The 25,118-nt window shown below is 66.3% G+C and carries 22 protein-coding genes and 1 tRNA gene; 11 read left to right on the plus strand and 12 right to left on the minus strand.

Going from position 1 to position 25,118, the window contains the following annotated elements; all coding sequences use genetic code 11:
- Positions 1 to 10: 10 nt before the first annotated feature.
- From ACGFIB_RS21355 to ACGFIB_RS21365, 3 genes are read right to left on the minus strand one after another with little or no spacing between them, the layout of a single operon-like run.
- Complete coding sequence (locus ACGFIB_RS21355; protein WP_393374283.1) at positions 11 to 184, minus strand: hypothetical protein; 174 nt, start codon at positions 182 to 184, stop codon at positions 11 to 13.
- Positions 181 to 1,137 (minus strand): cobalamin biosynthesis protein, encoded by a 957-nt coding sequence (locus ACGFIB_RS21360; RefSeq protein ID WP_357263767.1) that lies wholly within the window; start codon positions 1,135 to 1,137, stop codon positions 181 to 183. The genes ACGFIB_RS21355 and ACGFIB_RS21360 overlap by 4 nt, the downstream gene beginning before the upstream one ends.
- Before the next feature lie 41 nt (positions 1,138 to 1,178).
- Entirely contained in the window at positions 1,179 to 1,997 is an 819-nt protein-coding gene (locus tag ACGFIB_RS21365) for an aminoglycoside phosphotransferase family protein (RefSeq protein WP_357263676.1), read from the minus strand.
- A 298-nt stretch (positions 1,998 to 2,295) separates the two neighbouring features.
- Between ACGFIB_RS21365 and ACGFIB_RS21370 the strand changes: the two genes are divergently transcribed.
- Both ACGFIB_RS21370 and ACGFIB_RS21375 read left to right on the plus strand, forming a co-directional pair.
- Positions 2,296 to 2,369: transfer RNA gene (locus ACGFIB_RS21370), tRNA-Arg, on the plus strand.
- 81 nt (positions 2,370 to 2,450) lie between these two features.
- Complete coding sequence (locus tag ACGFIB_RS21375; protein ID WP_357263673.1) at positions 2,451 to 2,666, plus strand: hypothetical protein; 216 nt, start codon at positions 2,451 to 2,453, stop codon at positions 2,664 to 2,666.
- A 69-nt stretch (positions 2,667 to 2,735) separates the two neighbouring features.
- On the opposite strand, the gene ACGFIB_RS21380 is transcribed toward ACGFIB_RS21375, so the two are convergent.
- On the minus strand, positions 2,736 to 4,094 hold the full coding sequence (locus ACGFIB_RS21380; protein ID WP_357263670.1) for a nucleotidyl transferase AbiEii/AbiGii toxin family protein: 1,359 nt from the start codon (positions 4,092 to 4,094) through the stop codon (positions 2,736 to 2,738).
- A gap of 170 nt (positions 4,095 to 4,264) precedes the next feature.
- Here ACGFIB_RS21380 and ACGFIB_RS21385 point away from each other — a divergent pair, with 170 nt between their 5' ends.
- A complete protein-coding gene (locus ACGFIB_RS21385) occupies positions 4,265 to 5,698 on the plus strand; it encodes a 5'-methylthioadenosine/S-adenosylhomocysteine nucleosidase (protein WP_357263667.1) in 1,434 nt (477 codons plus the stop codon).
- A 12-nt stretch (positions 5,699 to 5,710) separates the two neighbouring features.
- Here the strand turns inward: ACGFIB_RS21385 and ACGFIB_RS21390 are convergent, their stop codons facing one another.
- Both ACGFIB_RS21390 and ACGFIB_RS21395 read right to left on the minus strand, forming a co-directional pair.
- Positions 5,711 to 10,195 carry an NACHT domain-containing protein gene (locus tag ACGFIB_RS21390; protein WP_393374286.1) on the minus strand — a complete coding sequence of 1,495 codons (4,485 nt, stop codon included), beginning with the start codon at positions 10,193 to 10,195 and terminating at the stop codon, positions 5,711 to 5,713.
- Positions 10,192 to 10,875, minus strand: coding sequence for an NUDIX hydrolase (locus tag ACGFIB_RS21395; RefSeq protein ID WP_357263658.1), 684 nt, complete (start codon positions 10,873 to 10,875; stop codon positions 10,192 to 10,194). Before ACGFIB_RS21395 ends, ACGFIB_RS21390 begins: the two co-directional genes overlap by 4 nt.
- 131 nt (positions 10,876 to 11,006) lie before the next feature.
- Here ACGFIB_RS21395 and ACGFIB_RS21400 point away from each other — a divergent pair, with 131 nt between their 5' ends.
- From ACGFIB_RS21400 to ACGFIB_RS21410, 3 genes are read left to right on the plus strand one after another with little or no spacing between them, the layout of a single operon-like run.
- Positions 11,007 to 12,779 (plus strand): hypothetical protein, encoded by a 1,773-nt coding sequence (locus ACGFIB_RS21400; protein WP_357263655.1) that lies wholly within the window; start codon positions 11,007 to 11,009, stop codon positions 12,777 to 12,779.
- Positions 12,776 to 13,663: a 5'-methylthioadenosine/S-adenosylhomocysteine nucleosidase family protein gene (locus ACGFIB_RS21405; protein ID WP_357263652.1), complete on the plus strand. Its 888-nt coding sequence runs from the start codon at positions 12,776 to 12,778 to the stop codon at positions 13,661 to 13,663. The genes ACGFIB_RS21400 and ACGFIB_RS21405 overlap by 4 nt, the downstream gene beginning before the upstream one ends.
- A gap of 42 nt (positions 13,664 to 13,705) precedes the next feature.
- Positions 13,706 to 14,359 carry a hypothetical protein gene (locus ACGFIB_RS21410; protein ID WP_357263650.1) on the plus strand — a complete coding sequence of 218 codons (654 nt, stop codon included), beginning with the start codon at positions 13,706 to 13,708 and terminating at the stop codon, positions 14,357 to 14,359.
- 128 nt (positions 14,360 to 14,487) lie between these two features.
- On the opposite strand, the gene ACGFIB_RS21415 is transcribed toward ACGFIB_RS21410, so the two are convergent.
- On the minus strand, positions 14,488 to 14,964 hold the full coding sequence (locus tag ACGFIB_RS21415) for a helix-turn-helix domain-containing protein (RefSeq protein ID WP_357263647.1): 477 nt from the start codon (positions 14,962 to 14,964) through the stop codon (positions 14,488 to 14,490).
- Between the two features lie 370 nt (positions 14,965 to 15,334).
- Between ACGFIB_RS21415 and ACGFIB_RS21420 the strand changes: the two genes are divergently transcribed.
- A complete protein-coding gene (locus tag ACGFIB_RS21420; RefSeq protein ID WP_393374291.1) occupies positions 15,335 to 15,676 on the plus strand; it encodes a hypothetical protein in 342 nt (113 codons plus the stop codon).
- Between the two features lie 420 nt (positions 15,677 to 16,096).
- Here the strand turns inward: ACGFIB_RS21420 and ACGFIB_RS21425 are convergent, their stop codons facing one another.
- Both ACGFIB_RS21425 and ACGFIB_RS21430 read right to left on the minus strand, forming a co-directional pair.
- Complete coding sequence (locus ACGFIB_RS21425) at positions 16,097 to 16,411, minus strand: immunity 53 family protein (protein ID WP_393374293.1); 315 nt, start codon at positions 16,409 to 16,411, stop codon at positions 16,097 to 16,099.
- A gap of 434 nt (positions 16,412 to 16,845) precedes the next feature.
- Entirely contained in the window at positions 16,846 to 18,078 is a 1,233-nt protein-coding gene (locus tag ACGFIB_RS21430; protein WP_393374296.1) for a glycosyltransferase, read from the minus strand.
- Between the two features lie 74 nt (positions 18,079 to 18,152).
- Here ACGFIB_RS21430 and ACGFIB_RS21435 point away from each other — a divergent pair, with 74 nt between their 5' ends.
- From ACGFIB_RS21435 to ACGFIB_RS21445, 3 genes are all read left to right on the plus strand, one after another.
- Positions 18,153 to 18,761 (plus strand): TetR/AcrR family transcriptional regulator, encoded by a 609-nt coding sequence (locus tag ACGFIB_RS21435; RefSeq protein WP_393374299.1) that lies wholly within the window; start codon positions 18,153 to 18,155, stop codon positions 18,759 to 18,761.
- Positions 18,762 to 19,223: 462 nt separating this feature from the next.
- A complete protein-coding gene (locus ACGFIB_RS21440; RefSeq protein WP_357263632.1) occupies positions 19,224 to 19,595 on the plus strand; it encodes a hypothetical protein in 372 nt (123 codons plus the stop codon).
- 724 nt (positions 19,596 to 20,319) lie between these two features.
- Positions 20,320 to 20,616 carry a hypothetical protein gene (locus ACGFIB_RS21445; protein ID WP_357263629.1) on the plus strand — a complete coding sequence of 99 codons (297 nt, stop codon included), beginning with the start codon at positions 20,320 to 20,322 and terminating at the stop codon, positions 20,614 to 20,616.
- A 40-nt stretch (positions 20,617 to 20,656) separates the two neighbouring features.
- On the opposite strand, the gene ACGFIB_RS21450 is transcribed toward ACGFIB_RS21445, so the two are convergent.
- The 3 genes from ACGFIB_RS21450 to ACGFIB_RS21460 all read right to left on the minus strand — a co-directional run bounded on the left by ACGFIB_RS21450 (position 20,657) and on the right by ACGFIB_RS21460 (position 24,173).
- Positions 20,657 to 21,460, minus strand: a complete 804-nt coding sequence (locus tag ACGFIB_RS21450; protein ID WP_393374303.1) for a hypothetical protein — start codon at positions 21,458 to 21,460, stop codon at positions 20,657 to 20,659.
- Between the two features lie 413 nt (positions 21,461 to 21,873).
- Positions 21,874 to 23,205, minus strand: a complete 1,332-nt coding sequence (locus ACGFIB_RS21455) for an MFS transporter (protein WP_393374306.1) — start codon at positions 23,203 to 23,205, stop codon at positions 21,874 to 21,876.
- A gap of 164 nt (positions 23,206 to 23,369) precedes the next feature.
- Positions 23,370 to 24,173 carry an IclR family transcriptional regulator gene (locus tag ACGFIB_RS21460; protein ID WP_142572220.1) on the minus strand — a complete coding sequence of 268 codons (804 nt, stop codon included), beginning with the start codon at positions 24,171 to 24,173 and terminating at the stop codon, positions 23,370 to 23,372.
- An 83-nt stretch (positions 24,174 to 24,256) separates the two neighbouring features.
- On the opposite strand from ACGFIB_RS21460, the gene ACGFIB_RS21465 reads away from it, so the two are divergent.
- Entirely contained in the window at positions 24,257 to 25,096 is an 840-nt protein-coding gene (locus ACGFIB_RS21465; RefSeq protein WP_393374308.1) for a hypothetical protein, read from the plus strand.
- The last annotated feature ends 22 nt before the right edge of the window (positions 25,097 to 25,118 follow it).

The following is a 25,118-nucleotide window of genomic DNA, read 5'->3' on the forward strand; positions in this document are numbered from 1 at the left end:
GCCGTCGAACCTACCAATCCTGGGACGGATCATTCCGATCGCGCGGTGGCGGTGGCGGTGGCGGCGGTGGCGGTGGCGGTGGCGGCCGCCGTGAGGCCCGCACCGCCAGCACGACGATGAGGATCACCGCGACCGCGAGACTGAAGACGACCGCGACGACCAGGAGCAGGACGAGCGCACTCATCGTCGATCCCTTCGCCGGCTCCGGGTGAGGGCGAGCCGGGCGGCGACGGCCAGGCCGACCGACGCGTACGACACCGCGCGCGCCAGCCGTACGGACCTGGGGATGTCGGCGACGGCCGGGCGGGGACCGTCGCCCAGCTCCGGGCGGCGCTCCACCCTGCCGCCGTAGTCGTTGGCCCCGCCGAGGCGTACGCCGAGGGCGCCGGCGAAGGCCGCCTCGCAGCGCCCGGAGTTGGGGCTGGGATGGCGGTGACCGTCCCGCGCGAGGACGGCCGCCGCGCGGCGCGGGGACCCGCCCGCCAGACCGGCGAGGCCCACGGTGAGCAGGGCCGTCAGCCGGGCCGGCACATAGTTGGCCACGTCGTCCAGCCGGGCCGAGGCCCAGCCGAACCTCTCGTAGCGCGGCGACCGGTGGCCCACCATCGCGTCCAGCGTGTTCACCGCGCGGTAGCCGAGCAGGCCGGGAACGCCGAAGACCGCGCCCCACACGAGCGGGGCGACGACGGCGTCTGATGTGTTCTCCGCGATGGACTCGACCGTGCCCCGCGCGAGCTCCGCGGCGTCCAGCCCCGACGGGTCGCGCCCGCACAGGTGCGGAAGGCGTGCGCGGGCGGCGGCCAGGTCGCCCTCCTGCAACGAGTGGGCCATCAGCGTGCCCTCCCTGCCCAGGGTCGTGCCGCCGAGCACCGCCCACGTGGCGGCGGCGGTGACCGCGGTCCGCGCGATCGGGCGTGCCCTGGTCATCCGCTCGGCGAGCAGCCCCGCCGCCGTCGCCGCGCCGACGCAGACCGTGGTGTAGGCCAGGCCCGCCAACCTCGAATCACGATATATGCGCTTTTCGAGGGCGGCGGCACTGCTGCCGAACACCGCGACGGGGTGACCCCGCCGGGGATCCCCCACCGCGGCGTCGATCGCGGCCCCGGCGAGCAGCCCTGCCATCGTGGCACCGTCCATGATCCGGGTCACGCACGCATTCTGCCGTACGTGCGTATTTGTCACGCTATGGGCTCATCGCCGAGGAGACGGCGCTGGATCGCGTCCTCGTTGGCGTCGAGCCAGGCCGCGGCGCGCCTGATCCGTCCGCCCGCGCCGCCGTCCCACATGCGCGCCCAGCCGCCGCCGAGGGTCCTGGCCCGGTCGCGCATGAGCGCGTAGGAGCGGCCGAACCGCATCCTCGCCGTCTCCACCAGCATGAGCCGATCCCGCGCCGGCAGGCCGTACGCGTCGCAGAACGACCGCACCCGGGCCGCCGCGTCCAGGGACCGCTGCAGCGGGTCGCGGTCGAGCGGATCGGCGAGCGGAGCCCAGTGCCGCACCGTGGTGACCACGTCGAACAGCCGCGTGGTCGGCCTGGCCATGTCGAAGTCGATCAGTGCGTACGGCAGGAGCCCCGAGCCGGGCCGCTCACGGAAGACGACGTTGGCCGGGGTGACGTCGCAGTGACCCACGAGTTCGGGAGAGCCCTCCGGCGCCGAGCCGTCCTCCCAGGCGGCGCCGGGAGGCGGGCGGAACGAGGCCGCCGCGTCGTGGAAGCGCCGCAGCAGCCGGGCCAGAGTGGTCAGCGCCTCGTCGCCCACCGCGTACGCCGGCAGGGGATGCGCGGGCACCACGCCCTCGACGTACGTGAGGATCATCCTGCCCCGCTCGTCGATCCCGCGAACCCGCGGCGCCCGGTCGAACCCCACGGCCTCCAGGTGCCGCAGCAGCGCGTGAACCGACGGTGACGTGGGGCGCATCGGCCGCCGCACCGTCGCCCCCACCCGCACGACCCCCTCGGAGACGTCTCCGATGAGCGGGATCTCGCGTACGGACATGGCGAAGCAGTGTAGCCGCGAGATCGCTCAGACGCAGGCGAGCAGGCGACGTTCCCCCTCGTTCCCCCTCGCGCGCTGATCGGGCGCCCTCCCGGAACCTCGTCTCGCGGCCGGCGGCACCGGACGCCCTCACGGAACCGCCCTGCACGAGGGGCCTGAACGGCGTCGGCCAGGGGCCGACCGGGCATCTCCGACGAGCATGACCACCAGGCCCGTGGCCCGTGCGAGGCATGGTGTGGCCCATGTCGGGGAAACCGGGTGTGTACCCGGTCCCCGGATCATGCAGAATTAGGCACGAGCGCCCTTAGCTCAGCTGGATAGAGCATCGGACTTCTAATCCGACGGTCGGGGGTTCGAATCCCTCAGGGCGCGCTCACGAGCCGGTTGACGACCGCGCGTAGGGCGAGGATCGCCCCTCGGATCTGATGCTCGGTCATCTCCTGGCTGCTGTCTGTGCCGTACCGCTCCAAGTCGTCGTGGACCAGGCGGGCCGACGTCGATGTCGTCTCGGCCGGCTACTGGTCCGCGGCGCAGCTCGGCTATGAGGTCGAGGTCGAGCACCCGGTGGCGGTGGACAGCCAGCCCAGGGCTGGCTCACGGAAGAAGTCGTCGGGCCTCACGTTGGCTCCTGCGTGGGCGGGGCGCTACCTGGGCCGCTGCCTCGGTTAACCGCCGCTGCCGCTGAAACGTGGGCAGCCTTAATAACGATCGATGGTGGGAAGGCACGCGGTCTCCCCGCTACATCCGGTAGCCGCGGCGTCCCGGGCACGGGTTGCCGAAGCTGTCCTTGTGCGGGCGAATGACGGTAGAGGTTGTGTCGCGATCAAACACGCGCTGGCAGTAGGCGCACCGCACTCGGTAACGGGGCTCATGCCGTGCCCTCGGCCGGGTGGATCGGCGGATTCCGGACCTGTTCGAGTCGAAGGTCGTGCGCGTGGCGTACTCGCCGGCCTTGGCCAGCTCGATCTCAAAGCGGGGCTCGAACTTAATGTCGGTCCGCACGAGATCCGTGATCTTCCAGTTGAAGAGGCTCTTGATACCAGGGCCGGAGTTGCCACCGGTCACATCCCAGACATAGAGGTACTCCTGGCCAACCCCGCCATTACGCCACTTGAACGCAAGCGAGTAGGGCTCGACGAGCCGTTCGACACCGTCGTAGGTGACCCGTAGCAGGGTCTGGGTACGTCCGGCCTCCATGATCGGTGTGCGCAGCTCGGCCGGGAAGAACGCCAGCTGCCTGGCGTCGCCGTACTGGAAGGTAGAGAAGAGCGACTTCAACTCGCCCTTGAAGCGCTCGACCGCGGTGGTGAAGTCCAGAAGGCTCTCCTCCGCACAAATGATCTTCCCCCAGAACACGCGCATGACTTCGAATGGAACCGCAAGGAGAAGGCCGAGCGCGGCCTGCGGGCTGGGCTCGAAGATGGTCTTGCGCAGAAACGTCTTTACGATCGTGGCCTTGTCGACCGAAACGTCGTTGTTTACGAAGATCGAGTAGACGAGGTCGAACAGGTCGCTGGACATGTGCCGCTGCAACAGGCACTTCAGCTTGTCGGCTAGGGCCTCCTCCAGGCTGACCACCTCGATGCTGGTGGCGCAGTCGGCCTGGTCGGAGTAGGGGTGGATCAGCTTGCGCTGCTGAATCGGGAGATAGAGCCGGCCGTACTCGGTGACGTCCATGCGCATGCTGATGGTCATCTTGCTCGCGTTGCCGTAGAAGTCGTTGAAGTACAGCGCGAATTTGTGCACCGTCTTACCGCTGTCGATCGAGCGCTGATCGACCTGTCGGTTGCGGTCCAGGTCGAACGTGACCCCGGTCCGTGCCCCGATCATTCGGCACACCTCATTGAGGGTGCGCAACAGCTGCTCGGGGTCGAGACCCGTCGGGGCCGTGAAGTCGAGGTCCCCGGAGAAGCGGGTAGCCACGAAGTAGCCCTTACGGAAGGCGTTGCCGCCTTTGAGGACGAGCCGGTCGCGCAGCAGCGGGCTATCGCCGTAGAGGCCAGCGAGCAGCCATCCATACAGGTAGTCCCTCTGCACGTCGGAGGTATTGACGCCGAGCAGGCGGCTCGTCGCGTCGATCTCATCCCGGTCGATCACGCAAGGATTCTCCTCGCCCGCCTGACCCGCGCCAACTGGATATGGCGGGTCAGCGCTCCGGCGGCTCCTGCCCGGGTCAAGAGCCAGTGCCGGAGCAGCGTCGACGCCGCGCACCCGAGGCTGACACAGGAGGATAATCAAGGACCCAAGCCATCCGACGAAGGTGAAGTGTGCACGAAAACAAAACAGTGGTCGTGATCACTCCCATGAACCTTGAGTACAAGGCGATGCGGGCACAGCTCGTCGACCTCCAGCAACGGTGGCATCCGGAAGGCACCTCCTTCGAAGTGGGGACGGTACCCGGAGCTCCGTGGCAGGTAGCGATGATGCTGACGGGCGAGGGCAACATGAACGCGGCGGTGCTGGCCGAACGGGCCATCGCCTCGTTCAATCCGCGAGCGTTGCTCGTCGTTGGCATCGCCGGAGGACTCAAGGACGACATCGAGCTCGGCGACGTGGTGGTGGCGACGTGGGTGCACGGCTATCACGGCGGTAAAGAGGACGACGCGGGGTTTCGGGCGCGTCCACGCGGCTGGGGCGCGGCGCACCGGTTGGAGCAGGTCGCACGGATGGTGGACGTGCGAGGCGAGTGGATAGACCTACTGCCCTCGTCGGTCAAGCCCGCGGTGCACTTCAAGCCGATCGCGGCGGGCGAAGTCGTCCTCAACTCGCGCAACTCGGCGCTCGCCACCCAGTTGCGGACGCACTATGACGATGCGGCCGCCATTGAGATGGAGAGCGCCGGTACTGGGATCGCAGCTCATCTCAACGAGTCACTGCCCGTCCTTACGATCCGGGGGATCAGCGACAAAGCCGACGGCGAGAAGCACCTCAGCGACGCGGCGGGGCTCCAGCCCCGAGCGGCCTCGCACGCCGCGGCCTTCGCAGCCGCATTCCTCAAGGACCTGGCGACCGCCGAGGACGCTGTCGCGGATGCCCCGGCCGAAAGCACCGTACCGAGCGCGGGGGCAGGCGTCGAGACCATCTGGAGGCCGCTGGGCGAGGCCCTGCCGACCTCCTGGCTATCCGAGCTCGGCCTCGAGAACTCGACCATATCGGCCACGCTGGAGTTGCACGTCGTTCCAGCTGACAGGACCCGACGGTTGGAGGCCCGCAGGTTGGCTGCGCTCAAGGACGAACTCGCGGCTCTGGGGCGTGCAGAGCGTCTATTCGCAGTGACAGAGGGGCTGCGGATCTCGGATCCGGCGGTGGTCGTCGCACCGTCCGGGGCCGGGCTGGCGGTCACGCGTGACGGTCAGCGCTCAGTCTGGCAGCCGCTTCCGAAGGACATGCTGGGGGCTGTGCTGGACCCGGCGGACCTCCTCGACCGTCTGACGGCCCTGCTGGCGCTACTCGTCAAAATCGAAACGCCGATCTCCGCGGAGGTAGGCCTCGCGGCCGGTCTCACCCGGAGCCACGCCATCGCGGAAGGCCGCGTGTCTGACCTTCCGCGGACGAGAGCCGCCCTTCGGATGTGGCCGATGCCCGTACGCGTACCGGCAGACGATGCCCTGCCTTTCGCGCACCTCCTCTCTGACCCTCGGGACATCGCAGAAGAACTGTGCGCCCGCCTGCTACGCGCCTTTCGAACGGAAGGCCGATGACGCAACGATCGGTTAGCGCTCAGACGCGCTGATGACCTCGGCGATGCCGTAGGCGTCGAGGAGCAAGAGCTCGTCCAGCAGATCGAGGATCTGCCGCCGGAATCCCACCGCCGGCGCCTGGGCGTAGGCCCTGATTAGCAGTTCACTGACGGACTGCGCGTCGGCTGCAGCCCCGAACCTGATGTCCCCCGCCTGCGCGCCATGTACCTCGATGAAGCGCCGGGCACAGGCCAGCGCAAGATCGTCCACCCGATCCGGTGCCTGCTCGATCGTGATCAGAAGCTGGGGCAGGGCAGGTTCGAACGCGGCCGAATGGAGGAGGCGGATGAGGGTCCTACGAAACGGCCGCAGCCGCGACGCACGTAGGGCGGCCGCGATCTCGGCGGCGGCTTCGCGCACCTCTTTTTCAGGATCGTCAAAGAACGGATCGAGGGCTCGCTCGGCTGTCGCGGTATCGGAGGTGTTCGACAGCCGGTGTGCGCAGACGCCTGCCGCGCCTTTTCGCTGAGCGAGGTCGTGACTGTTCAACACCGCGTCAAGTAGCTCCGGCATGCCCCATTGCATGGCGGCAAACGCGGCGATTCGTCCTCCCGCCGCCCTGGTCTCGAAGGTAGCCGAACGCAACATACGTTCGACCACTGGTCGGACGACTTCGGGATCCTCATTGCCGAGGCGGATCATCAAGCCTTCCATCGGCTGTGTGGCCAGAAGCAGGTCATCGGTGTCGATCAGGAGCTGGAACGCGTGCATGGCCTGCGGTCGAGCATGCCGTAGGGCCGCATGCACAAGATAGGCAGCGCAGGGGCGGACGGTTACTGTCCGGTCGGTGGCGATCACATCTAGGTGAGGAAGGACGAGCGCTGTGCGTGAGCCGTCGGCGTCATAGCTGAGGATGTCCGCCAACGCTTGGGCGGCAATACCCCTGGCGCAGTTGATCGCGGCCATATGGAGGTTCTCGTCGCCGTCGTGTGCACCGTCGGAGTGGTGCACACGGTCGGTGGCCGGATCAGGAGAGCTGGTCGCACGGTCGACGAGGATCTCGATGATGTCCGGCGGGACCGCAGCCAGGTGCTTGCTCAGCGGCCAGCTCAACCAGCGGTCGTTCTCAGTCCTGCGCAGCTGGGCGATATGACGAACGGCGTCGAAGATCGGCGCCGCGTGCTCCGGCCGGTCGGCCTCGCGAAGTCCCATGAGGACGGCGTTCGCGTAGGCGGGATTCATCTCGCGCGTCAGCCGCAGAGCCAGCCGAGCGAACCGTACCGGGTCCTGTGCAACCTTTTCCTGCAGGACCTGAGCGAGTGAAGATGCGCCTCCAGTGAAGGTCTGCCAGTCGGAGTTGTCTTCGGCGTGCTTGGTCATGGCACGAAGCCACTGGTCGTCCGTCATCCGTTCGGCGGCCTCGGCCCGGATCGGTGACCGGAGACCGCCAGCCCGCATGCCCCTGGGCTGGGGAGGCTGGTCCGTTCTGTATGCCCTGCGCAGCTCGGCCAAGCGCCTGCGGCCGAGGTCGGACAGCGGGCCGGCCTCCATCGCCGAGAGCAGCGTGAACACGTACGGGCCTGAATTCTGCCTCGCATGCGGGAGAGAGAAGCCTAGGACGGCCGTCTCGAGGCGAGCAAACACCTCACTCTGAAGCGATGTACTGATCGCGAGGAGGACCTCACGGGCGGTCCATAGCGAGTCGGACACGTACCCGCTCAGGAATCGGTACGGGCCTTCAAGCATGATCTCCGCCGCCCAGGAAGCGAGCTCTTCACCAGCCGCGGCCAGACCCTGGTACAGGAGCCACTGCGCTGCGTCATGTGGATCATCGACCAGTTCTTCGAGGAAAGTCTTCGCCGTACCGGGATCGGATCCAGCGACGGACTTTATCGCGGCGGCCGCCTGGTACAGCAGCACGTCATCGAGATTACGCTCAGTCTTGTCGGGAAGGCGGAAGCCGAAGTGGGGATCCCTGACAGGCCGATCACCGACTTTCCCGGTCATGGCCATCACCCGCTGCATGTAGGGCAGGAACAATCTACAGAACAGTTCCGGAGCGTTCTGCGCCCCCACGCGCAGGAGTTCGAGCGCGCTGTGGTCACCGTTCGTTAAGGCGGACACCTTGCCCTCGCTGTTGAGGGCCAGCGCGTCTGGCCTTTCGAGATGCGCTGCCATGAGCTCCAGCGCCCACTCTGGTCGCCGTTCCCCGAGCTCGTGGACGGAAATCCACAGGTCGCGCTCCGCCCTCGCGTAGTGGCCTTGACGTACGGCCGACAGGACCAAGTCGAATAGAGCTCGGCTGTCTGCCACCGAGGCTGCCAGTACGATCCAGCGCAGCCACCCTGGATACGCCTCGGCCGCCGTGTACGCACCGAGGATCTCGGCCACGCGATTTGGATGCTTCCTGACGCCGCCGCCCATGATCTCGACCGCGCGCGTGCGGAACGCATCGTCCGACCCGATCAGCCACTCCTCGACCAGGCCCTCATCGTCGAACCGCCAAAACCAATCACCGGTGCGCAGCGCGAGCCAGAGCCGGTCGGCGAAGCGCGGACATGTCTGCAGGACTTCAACGACCGAAGCGCACTCCAAGGCGGTCGGCGCGGAAAGCTCGCCCAGCAGCACCAGCGCCACCTCCTTGAGGTGGTACCGCACGGTCGGAGCCAGCAACAGCTCTCGCATCTCGCGGACAAAGCGTTCCTGATCGAGCTCACGGAGATGGTTCATGATCTGCCGGACCTGGGCGCGCCGGAATAGCTCCTGCTCTCCGCCAGCCAGAAAGTCGACCAGCTTCTGGTCGCGCGTGACCCAGCCTCGGGCGAAGGCATGGTCAAAGAAGCTCTCGTGGAAGAAGGCGATGTGCTGGCCATCCCGCACGAGCACATGCTCTGACAACAAGATGTCGGCATCGACCGCCAACTCGTCCTCGTCAAGCACCGCGCTCGGGACGTAGAGCCGCTGACGCTCACTCATAGCCTCGGTCAGCGTCGTGACGACTTTCTGGAAGCGTACGGAGTCGTTCCGCTGCCTGCACTCTAGGAGCTTCCGCCGCCAGAAGGCGTCGAAGAGCTGACGCGTCGTCTCAAAAGAGAGGGCCTCGGCACCGACGCTCTTCAGCAGGGCCAGGTTCAGCGGCACTCGGAGCAACCGCCGCTGCGGCTCGCTGAGCCTCGCCCCGTCGAGGCCCATGTCGGCCACGGACTTCGCCACCTGCGCGTCAGAAAGCTCCGCCACCTCCACCCGCCGCGCGCGGACGTCGTCGGCAAGAGCACGGATGCGATGATCATGATCTGCGTCGAACTTGCGGCAAGCAAGCACGACTCGCATCTCCGGAAAGGCCGACGCCTCATGGACCAGGTCGGCGATCACCTCGAAACTCTTCGGCATCCGGCCCGATAGCAGGCTGACCGCATCGAGCTGGTCGACGATCAGGACGCACGGTGCGTCACCAGCCACCGCCGCAAGCGCGCTCACCGGTGAGTTCCCGAGATCCAGGAGCTCCCCGAGCCCACTCGTCGAAGAGAAAGCGTCGAGACGGTCCAGCCGGAAGCCGAGCGCCGGGATGCCCAGGTTCGACGCCACCTCATACAGCGCCGAACTCTTCCCACCCCCCGCCGGGCCCGTCACCAGGAAGAGTCGATCCGAGCCGCTGAGGAGCTCCACCAGCTCATTGGCCTCCGTCCTGGGAATGAACGGCCGCACGAGCTGACGCCCGATACCGTCGATCCATCCCGCAGTGAGAGCGCGTACTCGCGCACCCAGGCGATCCTCGGGCCTCGTGATAGCTCGCCGCAGGCCATACGCGTCCAGACGCGCCGCGATCGCGGCGGAGTCGAGCCGGACGCCCAGATTCTGAACGACCAGATCCCCCAGGCCCGCGGCGGCGAGTTCGCCGGGAGCACCCTGCAGGAGAAGCCCTGCCAGCGCAGCATTCGTCCGGGCAAGGTTCTGTTCGTCGTACCACTCAACCCACAGCAGTCGTAGCGTCTTCCAGGCCGTCTCCACCGACCCGAAGACGTTAGCCGACGCGAGCTCGTCGAACGGCGCGCGGAGGTCGTCAGAGAGCCAGTGCTCCAGGAACTCGGCTGGGCTCCCCGAGCGCCTGACCCGGTCACTCAGCTCCTGCACGGGCCGGGCCGGGATCGTCGACACGAAGTGGAAGTGCCGCCCGGCCTCCGCGTGTCGTGCAGCTGCGGCCCAGATTCCCTTAGCCCGCAGTGATGCCACCGTCCAAGCGTTGGCATTCCCCTGCTGACGCTTGACCTGGTGGACCTCGATCGCCCCGGCCCGCCGGAGGGTGAATTCGGCACCCTCGGCTCGCTCGCCGACATCCTCGACTGTGATCGATTCGGCACCGCCTTGCAGCACATACAGGAGGTGCTGAACGGTCCAGGCGCTCTCATATCGATTGCCGACCTTGTCGGCCTCACCTGCCGGCCGAGGGCTCATCGTCACTCCGGTGGTCGACTCCAGACCCATATTCTCGCGTACCCGGATCAGCCTGAGGACGCTCAATGACCGACCGGAACCTCACTCGATCGCAGCAATGGAGGGATCAACAGCGACGCGACTCCTCTTCGATAAAGGGCCGCAGGACGGCCAACTTCGGGAAAGCGGCGCTCACCTGTGGGTTCAAGAAACCCGTCCGTTCGTGTCACCTTCCTGCGGAAGTTACTCGGGTCGAGCTTGAATCCCCATACAGCTTCGTAGATGCGGCGCAGGTCGCCGACGGTGAAAGGTTCGGGGCAGAACGCCGCGGCTACCGTCGTATGTTCAAGCTGCCACCTGGCCCGCTCCAGTCCATCGCGGAGTATCGCAGCATGATCGAAGGCTAGCGGCATGCCACCTCCGAGAGCGGTTGAGACAGGCATCCATTGCGCCGCTGCGGCATCCGTGCCTGCGACGGGCAGTGGCAGGTCGGGCCCAAGTGCCAGATAGGCCACCGTGATTATCCTGCCCCGCGGGTCGCGCTCCGGGTCACTGTAGGCGTGCAACTGCTCCAGATGCAGTTTCCGACCGTCGAGCGCGGTCTCCTCCCGCAGTTCCCGCAGTGCTGCCTCATCTAGGGTCTCGCCGTCGCGAACGAAACCGCCTGGCAGCGCAGCACAGCGCCGGTAGGGCTCGTTGCCGCGCTCAATCAGCAGGACCTGCAGTTCGTCCTGCCTGACAGTGAAGATCACCAGGTCCACCGTCATAGTGACCGATGCCGGCGGACGTCGGCTGGACCTTTCTGACACGATCCCACCCTAGCTAAAGGTCACCTTGACTTGAACCAACGGGGCGACTTATGGTCAATTCGACCTAAACAGGAGTGCAGGAGGGCGGCATGGCCCGATTGGGAACGGCACCAGACAAGGACCGGCACGACGGGGCCCTGAGGAAAGATGCCGCCACCCGGCACCTCTGCGCGGGCGTGCACTTCGACCGCACCTTCCGCGGCATCGTCCTTCGGCAGGTGCACAACGACACGGCGCACATGATCGCTCCGTCATACGGCTTCGACCTCGTGCCCGTCGTCAGACACGCATGGTGGGCCTGGGGCCTAGAAACGGCTCAACATCTGTGCGTCCTGATGGTTTTCGCCCTCGGTTGCGCCGTCAATGCGCCGGCCGCCCTCTCCGTCGTCAGCGGACTCGGATTCTGGTTCATGGCCCGCCTGGTGATCAGGAGCGCCCGCACGGTGCTGCCGCTCCGGGCAAAAGCAGCAACAGACAAGTGGCTACATCGGACGAGGTGGAGAAGCGAATCGGACGAGTTGCGGCAGCAGACGCGTCTTCTCCGCCTCAGTGGTGTCGGATGCGTCGTCCTCGCCATGACGCCACCCCTCATGGCCGGGTTCTCCCGCATTCCGCTAGGCGAGATGACGAGAGCGACGGCACTCTTCGCGCTGCTGATCGCCCTCGTGGTGGGCGGAAAGGGTGCAGCCGAGCGGATATGCCTCAATCGAATGCACCATGCTGCCTCATTGCGACCGCGGAAACTCACCCTACGGCAACAAGCGATCCATGATCAACAGTCTCACCCCTACGTGGTCTACCGCAGGCCCTCGCCACCGGAGCCTGAAGCAGACCCGGAGAGATTCACCTTCGAACTGATCGACGAGGCCCGGAGCCCGTTCGTGGGCAGCGGCGAGCTCGTGCACCGATGGCTTCCCCCGCTCACGATCCAGCTGATGCGATCGGCGAAAGGCCTGGAGAATCCCCTGGAACACACGTCGATGGAGGAGCGCGAATATCCCAAAGCCCCCTTCGAGACCCACGAACTCGTCGCCCACCTGAAGAAGGCCATGGCGCCCATGGGGGACAGTGACGATCCGACCGGGTTACGCGGGTTCTCCATGCGCGACCGGCTGTACATAGCAGAATCCGACGTACTACCAAGCCCCGAATGGCTCAGGAAGCGGCCTAATCAGAACGACATAGACAAGACCATCAATGATCCCTACGACCGCGTTCACCACTTTCTGGAGATCGGCGCCAACGTCGCCGGAGAGCTGGTCACCACGGTCTTCCTCCGGGTGACCGTCAAGGGCCGGGCGCTCAGTCTCGACTTCGCCACATGCGCGCTGACACGAACCCCCGTCGACTACCAGGTGCTCAACGCCTTCGCGGAGAGCGGGACAAGCGCGGTGATGCGCTCCACCTTGCGCGGACTGTTCGACCTTCCGTCCCAAGTGGCAGAAATGTGGCGTCTTGTCGAGGCTCCCCTGCTCCTAATCGGTGCCGTACGCGCCCGAAAGAATCGCATGCTGAAACCACGGCGCGGGATGGCCATCGGCCCCCAGCTGAGCATCCGCGAGGAGAAGTCAACCCCGTGGAAGCACGCACAGCTGGACGAGGTCACGATCCACGACCATATGAAACTCATCGAACAGCGTCTACTCAAGGCGACCGAAGACTTCCTCGAAAAACACAAGCTCGATACCTCCGCGTTCAAGAAGAAAGCGGACAGCATCATCAACACGGGCGTGCTCAACATGGGCGGAAAGACCGAGATCAAACAGTCGGCGATCGGCACCAAGGCCCAGGTCCGCCCGGACGCCCGCGAGCCCGACAAGAACACCGAACAGTCCTCGACAAGCGATGAGGGAGAACGATGAACGGCAACAGCGGCATCGTCAACTACGGAGGTTCCATGGACATCAGCCAGTCTGCAGTCGGACACGGGGCGACGGTGAACGTACCGGCCCGCGAAATGGCACCGCCGGACGCCGAACGTGCCGACGTAGGAGTGATCACCATCCTTGGCAAGGAGGCCGGCGCGGTCCACGAAGTGCTCGGCCTGCGGCGCGTCCAGACCGGCGGGCTTCCCTTCTTCGAGGGAGCCGTAGACGTCCGGGGGACGATCACTCGGATCGCCGCGATCCGCGCCCTGTCCCAGGGGCAGCGGTCGACCGTTATGGCCTTCGATCACCTGCGGCGGCACTACAACCCCGCCGTCGTCGTGCTGACCGGTATCGGCGGAGGCATCCACAAGGACACCGCGATCGGCGACGTCGTCGTAACCACCCGGGTCGTCTACTACGACCTGCGCAAGGAAACCCCGGACGGGCCGCGGCGCAGAGGTGAGGAGCGGGAAGCCCCCGCCCCGATCGGCCACGCCGTCAACTCCTTCTTCACCGACTACGGTGAACCGGCCAAATTCCAGGCCACCTACGGCAGCGGCATTAGGCGTGACTACCTGGTGCACAATGGGCCAATCGGCTCAGGTGACGCGGTGATCGCAGATGCCGAATCAGAGATTATCCGGTACCTCAGAGCCTTCAACGACAAGATCCTCGCCGTGGACATGGAAGCCGGTGGCCTCACCCAGGCCTTCCACGAACAGGACGGGCCCCAGGCGGTACGCGGCTGGGCCATCGTGCGCGGGATCTCCGACGACGCCAGCCCGAGCAAAAACGACGACAACCACGACATCGCCGCACGACACGCTGCCACGGTCCTGCGCAGCCTGCTTCCCTATCTCCCGATCGACAAGAAGTGACACTCTGCCTCCTCCTGGCCGCCGTCGATGAAGGAGACGAACATGGATGCGTTCACGCTCGGCGTGGTGAGCTCCCTCCTCGCGACCGCACTCACCGTCGCTGGAGGCTGGGCCTTCTCCATGCGTTCCCGCCAGTGGCCGATCGCGCTCCTCTCCCGTCTGACGGGCCTGGGCGTACGTCGCGTCTTAGCACGTCAACGCCTGGCCTCTCAGGATCTGGAGACTGAGTTGGCCCGTGCGCGGTGGGTGCGTGTCCTCGCTGGACGCGGAAACGAATTGACGCGCGACGGATTCACCGCCGTCTGGGAAAACGCGGGCAGGGGTCTCGATTCTGTACAGGTGCTCCTGCCCGACGCCGACCTCGGCCCCGACTCCTGGCTCGTCAGACGAGAGGATGAGATGCGTCGCGTTGACTTGGGTTTCGCCCCGGGCCTGCTCGCCGAACAGGTACACATCAACGCTGCCTACATCAGTGAGATCGCCCGGCACCGTCCAAACGTCTCGCTGCGGTTCTATGACCTGCCCAACGTGCATCGGGTCATCGTCACGGACAATGTCGCTTTCCTAACCATCTACCAGCATGCGGAGCACGGCCGGAACTCTCCCTGTCTCATCGCACGCCGCCCGGGTCTCATGTATGACTACGCCCTGCTCCTTTTCACGACAGCATGGGATCATGGCCGCCCGGTGAATTGACACTCATCAGCGTGCTCGGTGTGTGCTCGCATGTCCCGAAACCCACCGTCACCATCCACCACGATCCGTAATCAATTCCGGATGAGTCGCGGATGAAACGTCATCTGTCGACAGTGGGAAACCCGAAACTACCACGACCAACACGCGACCGATCTTGCTTCTAATCCGACGGTCGGGGGTTCGAGTCCCTCAGGGCGCGCTCCTCCCATCAGCCCATCCCCTGCCTGACCTGGACTTTTGCTTGATTGTGTCGTGATCGCGTCGGCCCCACCCGCCAGCACGGCTGTCGACGGCGGAGCCAGCCGGAGAGCCGCAACCACAGGGCAGAGCAGCTGCCAGGCGATGGTGTCCGGCCCGGCGTCCAGGCCCTGGCCGGACAGGTCCTTGCGCAGGCGGAGGATCAGTTCGACCGTGGCGGCGTCGATCGCCGTGGGTGAGGTCTTGGGTCGTCTGGATCGCGGCTCGAAGGCACCCTCGCCCTGCTGCCGGTAGCGGGCGACGAGCTTGGACACCCAGCCTTTGGACACGCCGTAGGAGCGGGCGACCTCCGCCTGCGAGCGGCCCTCGACGACGACCGCCGTGATGATGAGTTTGGCCTTCGACACGGGCCGACTGTCGACCGCCCGCAGGTCCTAACTCTCTGTGTTTCCTATCTCTGGAGACATGCTCCACCGGGGTTTCCTATGTCTCGAGACACCCGTTTCCTATGTCCTGAACCAGAACACTGCAGGGCGCGCTCCTATCATCAGCCCATCTGGGCTCTGAGCTGGGCTTCTGCTTGATCACGCCGCGATCGCGCATGCAGCCGGGCGCCACCAGAAGCAGCCCCAGGCGGCCACTCCCGAACATATCCGAAATGATGTTGGTCACGTTTCCGCAGGTCACCAGGCGGATTCCGCCAGCTTCCGGAGCGATCCCGAACCCAAGCACGCCGCAGGGCCCGGCGGAGAACCGGGCCCTGCGTAAGGTGTGATCATGGGCGTCGACGCCATGCTGATGCGGGTGGAACAACCAGGGTCCAGCCCCAAGAGCAGGAGGCTTACGCCCGCTGCCGTGGCGTTGGACCACAATGATTCGTTCGTTCGCCTCGTCGATCAGATCCGTGGGCGCAGCGTGAATCCGATGCTGGAGAGGATCGACCCGTACGGGAGCGTGATCCTGACATCGGCTGAGATGACGCAGTTCATCGAAGAGCTTGCCCGGCTTCGAGCCTTCGCTGTGACAGCCGAAGACATCCGGGTGATCCAGGAGTTCGGGGACCTTGCCCGAGAGTGCGCAGCAAATCCCGCGCTGGAGCTTCATCTGGACGGCGACTGACAGGGCCACCCGACGAGCGCGCTCTATATTCACTGGTTGGCGACGTCGCGTTGGCCGTCGAGGCACTTGGCGTAGACCCTGAGCATCACGTCCACCCCGTGGCCGGCTCGCTCGGCGGCTTCGGGCGCGTGGACCCCTCGTCGGGCCCACAGGCAAGGGCCTGCCCACTGTGGCCGGTCGTGATGGGCTGAGGTAGTGGCCTGACCACCCCGCCCGCCACCGATCCGGGACAAGCCGAGCAGGCCAGGGCGTGCGCGCCACGCGGGAAGGGCCAGGTCGCAGGCTGATCGTCGTTCAATTCGCCAGGATGACAAGGGGACAACCACGATCGCTCATGACCGGCCCCACGCGCGGGTCAGCGCCTCTAACGGCCGTGATCCCTGCTATTCCCATGACAGCGCGGACTCGCTTACGGCCCGATCAGATGGAGCCAGTACTCGCCGGAGTTGTCGCGAACTTCGCAAACTCAGCGACCATCTCGGCCAGGTTCAAGGGACCACACGCGCCCTGGAACAGCCGGCCGTCGCTTCTGATGTGGATCCAGTCATCCTCGGTCCGGTCGAGGGATCGCCAGCCGAAGGCGTGGCCCTCGAGATCGGTGCCGACAAGGTCCACTGCGATGTTCCACCCTGGGTTGTCGAGCGTATCGATCTTGACACCATAGGCGTGCTCCCATTCGCCATCGCACTGAGCGGCATACCACCGCTGCAGGAAGCCAAAGGGATCGCCAGTCATCGCGGCATCTGAGCCCACGGATATTTACGGGATGATCTTCGCTACCAACCGTCCTTCATCACCCGGCTTGGCGGTTCAGAGGCCCTATAGCCCGGTAGACGAGTCATCCAATTCCAATCCGACGGTCGGGGGTGCGAATCCCTCAGGGCGCGCTCCTCTCCCCAGCCTATTTAGCCTCTGACCTAGGCCTTTGCTCGGTCGGGCTGTGATCGCATGTGCAGCCCGTACGCTGCCGAGAGCCGCCGTTTGTCGCCAGTCGCGGGATATACGCAAGATGATCTCGGGTTGCGGGTTGGAGCTGCCGGTACCGACCGACACCTTCAAGCGGCAGACACGGTGCGAGCGTATGACCAAGGTTGAGCGAGCTGCCGTACCTACGGTGATACCGATCCGGAGCGCCGTTTCTACTGGTCAACATGGATGTTCGGCGGCTGTCACCCTGGTCGGCGGCCGGGCCCGCGGGTGACTCGGAGCCGGTTCACCGCCTCGACGACGGGCGCCGCGCCGTCCTCTGCCGAGACCCGGACCGACAGGGCCTGGGCGCGCTGCCGGTAGGCCGGGTCGGTGACCGCGCTGGTGAGCGCGGCGGCCAGCCGCGCGGGCGTCAGGCGGCGAAACGGGATCGCGGCCGGAGCCACGCCGAGTGCCGTCAGCCTGGACGCCCAGAACGGCTGGTCGTTCATGACCGGCACGGCCACGGCGGGCACGCCCGCCCGCACCCCGGCCCCGGTGGTGCCGGCGCCGCAGTGGTGGGCGACGGAGGCCATACGAGGAAAAAGCCAGTCGTGCGGTACGTCGCCGACCGCCAGAACGTCGTCCGAGATGTGTCCCCGTAGGCCGGTCTGCAGTACGCCTCGCAGCCCGGCTCGCCGCAGCGCCTGCACGGCCAGATCCGTGTACTGCTCGGCCCGCGTGCCCGCCAGGCTGCCGAAGCCGACGAAGACCGGGGTGGGCCCCGACGCGAGGAAGTCGCGCAGCACCGGATCCGGCCGCCAGTCCCGCGGCTGGAGCGGCCACCAGTAACCCGTGATCTCCAGCCCCGGCCGCCAGTCGGCCGGGCGCGGCAGCACCAGCGGGCTGACCCCGTGGAAGACCGGCCAGCGTGTGCTCTCCCGGCGCCGGTAGAGGTCGCGCGGGGTCATCGGGGGCAGCCCCAGCCGGGCCCGCATCTTCGTGCTCATCCCGGCGAGCAGCGGGCCGGCGGCGGGCACCTCGAACGCGAGCCGGGCCGCCCTGCGGTTCCCCCACCGCCCGAGCGACCCCTGGAACAAGCTCATGACCGGCGGGAAGTCACCCGTGGGATCGATCGGCTGCAGGTGCACCCCCATGCTCGGCACGCCCATCGCCTCAGCGACGTGAGAGCCCTGCGCGCCCGCCACACCCAGCAGGAGCAGGTCCGCCTTCTGCTGCTCGGCGATCTGAGTCAGGCCGTCCATGAGCTGCTCGCTGTACTCCTTGAACGCGCCGATGGAGATTCGGTCGGTCAACGCGGCGAGCGGATCTCCGGGAAGCGGCAGATGTTCCAGGCCCGCATCGGTCACCGGATCCGCGTACGGCTCGTGCGCGGCGATGGCCACCTCATGCCCGGCCTCGCGTAAGCGCACCCCCAACCCCGCGTACGGTGCCACGTCCCCCCGCGTACCGACTCCTATGATCAGAACCCGCATCCCACGTCACCTGCCTCCTTTTCTCATGCAGTCGCATGATAAAACGAGACGATAAGCTTTTACCATGCAGTCGCATGAGAAAGTGGTGGGTCGTGCCGAAGATTGTCGATCATGACGACCGGCGGCGGCACATCGCCGAGGCCGTGCACCGCATCATCCATGACAGGGGCATGGAGAGCGTCAGCCTGAGGGAAGTCGCCGCCGAGGCAGGAATGTCCATGGGCGCGGTGCAGTACTACGTCACGACGAAGAACCAGATGCTGCTGCTGGCACTGGAACACATCGGGATCTGGATCGGCAACAGGGTGGCAGCCGTGGCCGCGCGCCGGTCCACGCCGCTCGACCTGCTGCGGGACACCGTGCTGGAGCTGTTGCCACTGGACGACGAGCGCGGCTACCTGAACCGCGTCGGACTGGCGTTCCAGGCCAGCTCGGTGGTGGACGACCACCAGGCGGTGGCGATGCGAATGGGGTACTCGCACCTGCTGTCCTTCTTCGCCGAGCAGATCAGGGCCGCCCAGGCCGCCGGGCAGCTCGCCGCCCACCTGGATGCCGCCAAGGAGGCGAGCATCCTGTACGCCTTCGCGCAGGGCATCGTGAACGCCACCCTGGTCGGGCACTACACGCCCAAGGAGGTCGCGGCGTTGCTCGACTACCACCTGGCGCGGCTCCGCGCGGGGTGATGGCCGTAGCGGCAATCTTCGGCCGGTCCAAGCCGTAGCCGACCAATAGGCGTGCGGGATATACACGGGATGATATTGGGCGCATTTCCGCAGGTCGCCAGGCGGATTCCGCCGACTTCCGGAATGATTCCGAGCTTCCCGGAACACGCCGAAGGGCCTCGGCATGGACCGAGACCCTTCGGCAGTGCGTGCTCATATCGCCTCATCCGTCGAGAGCTTTTATGATCCGCTGATTGGCGACGTCGCGTTGCCCGTCGACGCACCTGGCGTGGACCTCGAGCATCACATCCACTCCGTGACGAGGCTGCGACTCGGGCCGCCCACCGCTTACCAGTCGCACCATGCCCTGCACACTCGTCACAGTCAGCACGTGCCCCGCATCAAGCGAGAAAGCCCTGCAATGTCGCTGCACTCGCCCGCCCGAACTGAGCAGACCGGTCGCAGGGCGGTCGGCTTCCGAGCATGACGCAACGTTCGTGTGGCTCCCCTGCCGATCTTGCAGCCCCTTGCGGGCAGGAGGATCATCTGATCATGAATGTGCGGGTAAAACATCTGTTGTGGGGCCTGGCCGGTGTAGTCGCAGCTCTAGCCGCCTATGTTGTCGTGGCCTTCTTTCTCTTCCTACTGACGTTCAGCCTCTACACACTTCCAATTATCTTCGTGTACACGCCGCTTGCTTTTCTGGCAATCGGCGTGCTGGGAGGCGCCGTATCCATGAAGGTGCTGACACGAGCACAGTCAACGACACCGACAGCCCTACCGCCCTTGTCGTTCTGGTGCGGTTGGGCGATATGCCCGACCGGATATCTCCTCCTCCTCCTCTTCGCAAGCTGACGATCAACTAAACGTTTTCGCGTGCGCCGTGCTCGGCCCGCGCCCACGGGAGAGTCGCCCCTACTACCCCGGTTCACACACCAGGGGGTGACCTTCAGCTCCACGAGCCAACCACTGCTGTCGAACCGCGCGCCCCCGAAGCGCCACTCCGACCAGCCACTCACTCATGGTCTTCCTGAACAAGTGCTCCTGCGCCTCGGCATCGTCAATAGTCGTCCGGAAGCCGGAGCTTAACGGCGATAACTCAGTGACGAGGTGGCGGGCTACCTCGACCAGATCAACCGCCTCACTAACGACCTCACCGAGGAGGGCCCCGAGCCCTGGAGCACCGAAGGGCTGCCTGCAATGCCATTCCACTTGGGAGCGCCTGAGAATCCTCGCTCGGGCGGCCCTTGCCCTCATGCCTCCAGCACCTTGGGCCAACTGGTCAGACGACTAATCCCTCCTACATCGAGGGTGCTCTGGCGCTCGCTGAACGACGCACCGGCGTCCGATTGGAGCCTCGCCACCTCCAGCCCGGTGGTTTACCTCACCGCGCCTCCATCGCCCGCTACTACGAAAGCCCTCAAGGCAAATTTCCCGAGCTAGCGTGACATCGGTGTGTGCGACTCGGGTGACGGAAGATTCGACTGGAGAGGCATTCGCACGCCAAGATACATGAGCTCACTCGAGTTGCAGTCGACACTACGTCGAAACTGAGTGGATAGTTGGGTGGAAGGTGTCGATGTCAGAGCCAACACGAATCGATGTAGAGCAGCTCAGGCGGGTGCTTGAGGTGCTCATGAATCACGTAACCGGGGAATCCCGCACCGAGATAACTATCTCCAACGAATATTTCTGGTCGGTTCCATCACCTGAGATTTACAACGCGTACGAGCAGCCGACCGGGCTTACCATCGGACAGATCTCCGAGTCGTGGGACAACCTGCAAAGGATGGTCGAAGACGACGGCGTGATCGGCTGGGGGCTGGTGTGGCTCGGCGACATTCTCCGGGCCATCGGTCACGAGACCATTGGCTGATCGCCCGACGGCCGTCGGGCAGGAGGCAGATAATGTTGCGTCAGCGTAGGTCGATGACAGGGCGGGTGGAGAAGTCCTCGTACATATCCTCGCCGTCCGGCCCATGCACGAACTCGGCGACGCTCGGGTTGTGATTTGCCGTGGCGAGCGGTAGCCAGGCCAGCAGGGTGCCGTAGCCACCACAAACCGCCTCGCCGCCGTCGCCGCCGTGGATCGCGTCGGGGTCACTGGTGACCTCGGCACTGTAGACGCTGTCGGCAATGCGGAGACCGAAGGCGTTGGGTTGATGCTGCGGGCCGGCCTTGTCGCCATAGGGAATTCGGTCCAACGGGCACCAGTCACCCCACCTGAACAGGGTGGCGGCCCCCGCGCCGCAGGCGTGCTCCCACTCGTCGGGGTGGGGCAAACGGAGCCCGCGGCTGGTCAGCGCCGTCGGCATCTCCTCAGGCGGAGCAGTCAGTGGTTCGTCCTCTACCGCCATCAGCAACGTCGGCACGGTGACCGTGCGTCGCGAGCTGAGGTACTGGCCGAGGTGCACGCGCAGGTCCGGGTCGAAGCCGTACCCCTGGCTGAGGCTCTGCTCGCGGTAGCAGTCCAGCATGTCGGGCGCTGGCTGCCATGCGGCCAGGTCGAAGCCGACCGTGACCTTCCCCCCGGGTATCAGCGAGAACACCTGGCCATCGCGCTCGATCAGCACGCGGTGCAGCGTGGTTCCGAGGTGCTCGACTGATTCGACCCGGTCGAGGCGGCCCTCTGACTCGGCGGCAGCCTGTTCGGCGATCCGGGTAGCGGCAGCGAGTTCGAGGCCGCGCCATTCGTTGAAGGTGAGAGATGCCAGGGACACGAGCGAGATTCTGGCATGAGCCGCCGGCAGCGGGGCGGTCGTAGTCCCCCGAAGAAAGACGGCCCTGTATTGCCGTGGGGACACGGCAGTACAGGGCCGCTTGCTTCAAACAGGGCGCCGGCTCGCGGCAGATCAGGGTCGCCGCTTCGGTCAGTGAGGAGCCGGCCGGAGAAATGCTGGGGCTGAAGCCGGTCGCCGTCGAGCTGGATGTATGCGGACCCGGCGTGGGGACTGTCCGGCGAACGGCTCCATCCCGTAATCGGCTCCATCCCGTAATCGGCTCTGTCCCGTAATCGGCTCTGTTTCGCAGGCGGACCCCGAACCGGGGAAGCCGCAGAATGATGGTCGCTCGGAAGGCCGCTCACGATCCTCGCGGGTGGCTTTCCCGCTGATCGTGCGGACGACCAGCCCAGTCAAGCGCCGATTGCCACAGGCTCCATGATCTCGCGGTCCTGGTCGGCGTCGGAGCGGAAGTGCTTCGATTGGTGTGCGGCGATCAGGGTGATCAGAGCATTGGCGCCCATGAAGATGGCGATCGGCCACCAGTGTCCGGCGCCCGCGTACAGGGCCGTCGCTATCAGCGGTGCCAGGCCACCGAGGATCGCGCCGGTGATTTCCCGAGCGAACGCGATGCCGGAATACCGGGTGGCGGCGGGGAAGAGCTCGGTCAGGAATGCGCCCTGCGCGGCCACACCGGTGGACGCCACACCCACCCAGCAGATGATCAGGCCGGCCGCGACGAGCCACGGGTTCCTGGTGTCGATGAGCAGGAACATCGGGACCGTCCAGACGATTCCGAAGCATGCGGCGAACATCAGGAGCTTGCGGCGGCCGATCCGATCACCGAGTTTGCCGAAGTACGGCAGGAACGGGGCCCCGACGAGAAATATCGCCGCGTTGATCGCGAGCCCGATTCCCGCGGCCATGCCGAGGTTGTTCGTCAAGTAACTGAGCGCCCACACCTGGGGGATGTAGGTGAAGCCCGACAGCAGGAAGTTCGACCCCAGTGCGACCAGCAGTCGTCGCTTCTCGGTGGCCAGCAACGTCACGAGGGGGATCTTGTGGGCTGCTTCGCCCGCGGCCTCGTCGCCGGGTTGCCGGGTCTCCGTGACTCGGAGCCGCACGTAGAGACTGATGGCGAGAACAATGATGCTGGCCAGGAACGGGATGCGCCAACCCCAGACGAGGAAGCCATCGCCGGTGAGAGCGTCGAGCGCGTTGAAGGTCAGCAGGCCGAGTGCGCTGCCCAGCCACAGGCCGACTCCGGACCAGGAGGAGTAGAAACCCCGTCGCCCCGGGGTGGACGCCTCAGCCGAGAGGGTGATCGCGCCGGCATACTCCGCCCCCGCCCCGAGACCCTGAATCACCCGCAGCGCGACCAGCAGCACCGGCGCCAGCACTCCAGCAGTGGCGTAGGTCGGCAGAGTGCCGATCAGCGCTGTGCAGATACCCATGATCAGCAGTGTCGTGATCATGACGGGCTTGCGACCGATCCGGTCACCGAGATGGCCGAACACGATGCCGCCGATCGGCCGGGCGAAGTAGCCCACGGCGAATGTCGCGAACGCGGCGAGCAGGCCGGTCAGCTCGTTGTCAGCTCCGAAGAACTGATCCTTGAAGATCAGGGCCGCCGCCGCCCCGTAGAGCGCGAAGTCGTACCACTCGATGAGCGTGCCGACGAGTGCGGCCCCCGCCGCACGGCGGGCCGTCCGCCGACCCGGCGTCGATGCGGTTCCGGTAGCCACAGCGTCCTCCGATCATCTCTTGGGTATAGCGAGTTCCGTAGAATGGGACCATGTTCCGCACTGTAACGGATCCAGTGTGGCGGCGACCACAGTCCCGGCGACGGACTTCTCACCCTCCGGCCGCGTACGGCACGCCTCGCCTGAGGCAGAGCGGCGAAAGCGCGCTAGAGGTGCGGATCCAGCAGCCGGCGAATGCTCGGCTCACTCAGCCGAGGGGCGACTTCGCGCAGATCCTCGCGCAGCACGCCCGCCTCGACGGCCATCCGCTCCGCGATGGCGGCGATACGCTCCGGCCCCATCCGAGTCTCGACGGCGGCGACGCTGAGCGAGGCGATGGGCAGACCGTCCTCGGCCAGCACGGGGACGCCGACACCGACCGCACCAGGCACGATACCGCCGTTGTTCACCGTGTAACCGCGCTCACGTGCCGTACGCGCGGCCTGCAGCACAGACGCGGCGTCCGGCCGCGGATAGCGCGAGCTGGAAGGTGAGCTGGCCAGAACCGCCTCGATCTCGTCGTCCGGCAGCCAGGCGAGCAACGCCATCGCGCCGGCGCCGACTCCGAGGGGGCGCCTGTCGCCGACCTGCAAGGTCAGGGTGCGAATCGGGAAGCTGCCGAGCACGCGGTCCACGCAGAGCGATTCGATGCCGCTCCGGGTGGACAGGAAAACCGTGTCGTGTGTCGTGCGCGCCAGCGCGGCCAACCGCGGCCCGGCTATGTCGACGATCCCGTGCCGGTTCAACGCCTCGGTGCCGAGACCGACGAGCTTGGGGCCGAGGTGGAATGAGCCGGCCTCGGTCTGCTCCAGCCAGCCGAGCTCGGTGAGCGTCGCGAGGATCCGGTGCACCGTGGTCTTCTGCAGGCCGGTCGCGGTCACGACATCCATCAGCCGCGCCCCTTCGGCGCCCCCGTTGGCCACGACGTCGACGATCCCTGCCGCGCGCGTGACGCTGCGAACGCTCTCCATGAGCGACTCCTTCCAATACCCAACGATTCTATCGCTGGTTCCACCTGGCAGTCCGTAGTTCCGAGAAGTGGTACGTTCACCCTATGGATGACGGCTGCAATCAGGTGAACCCGTCGGCGGCCCTGATCGATCTTCGACCTGTCACCGTGCTTGACAGCATTACCGAACTGCAAGCGGGAGATCGTCACAAGGTCGCCGTCACGGGTTCCCACGGCGGGCTGGCCAGCGGACGGCATGCGCTCGCCCACGGTGTCGCGGCGGTGATCTTCAATGACGCCGGCGTCGGACTGAACGGCGCCGGCACGCGATCCCTGGCGGACCTCGACCGTTGGGGAGTGCCGGCCGCCGTGGTCTCGCACCTTTCCGCTCGCATCGGCGACGGCCGGGACACCATGCGGTCGGGAGTCGTGTCCGCGTGCAACGGCACCGCCCAGGCGCTCGGAGTGCGCCCGGGCCACAGCTGCCTCGCCGCGGTGGCCGCGCTCCGCACGTCAGCCGCTCACGCACAGGAGACGGATACGGCCGGCTTCGCCTCGGCGAGCCGTCAGGTCGGCCCTCACCACGTGGTCATCCTCGACTCGGCTTCACTGATCGGGCCGGATGCCGCGGGCAGCGTGGCGGTGACCGGATCGCATGGGGGGCTGCCGGGGCGTCGAGCCGCCAGGGCGCTCAAGCACCCGGCTCGCTTCGCCGCCTTCAACGACGCGGGCGTCGGAAAGGACCAGGCCGGCATCGCGCGGCTTGAGGTGCTCGACTCTCAGGGCGTTCCCGCGGTGACGGTTCGCCACGACAGTGCCGAGATCGGCGACGGGTCGTCGACTCTGCGCTCCGGTGTCGTCTCGTACGCCAACAGCCTCGCCATTCGAAGCGGTGCGCGGGCCGGCGCATCGCTGATCGAAGTGATCCGCCGGTTGCCGGAATAATTCGCGAATCAAGGATGGAGTC

This window comes from Microbispora bryophytorum (genome assembly GCF_043197435.1).
GTDB classification, from domain to species: domain Bacteria; phylum Actinomycetota; class Actinomycetes; order Streptosporangiales; family Streptosporangiaceae; genus Microbispora; species Microbispora bryophytorum.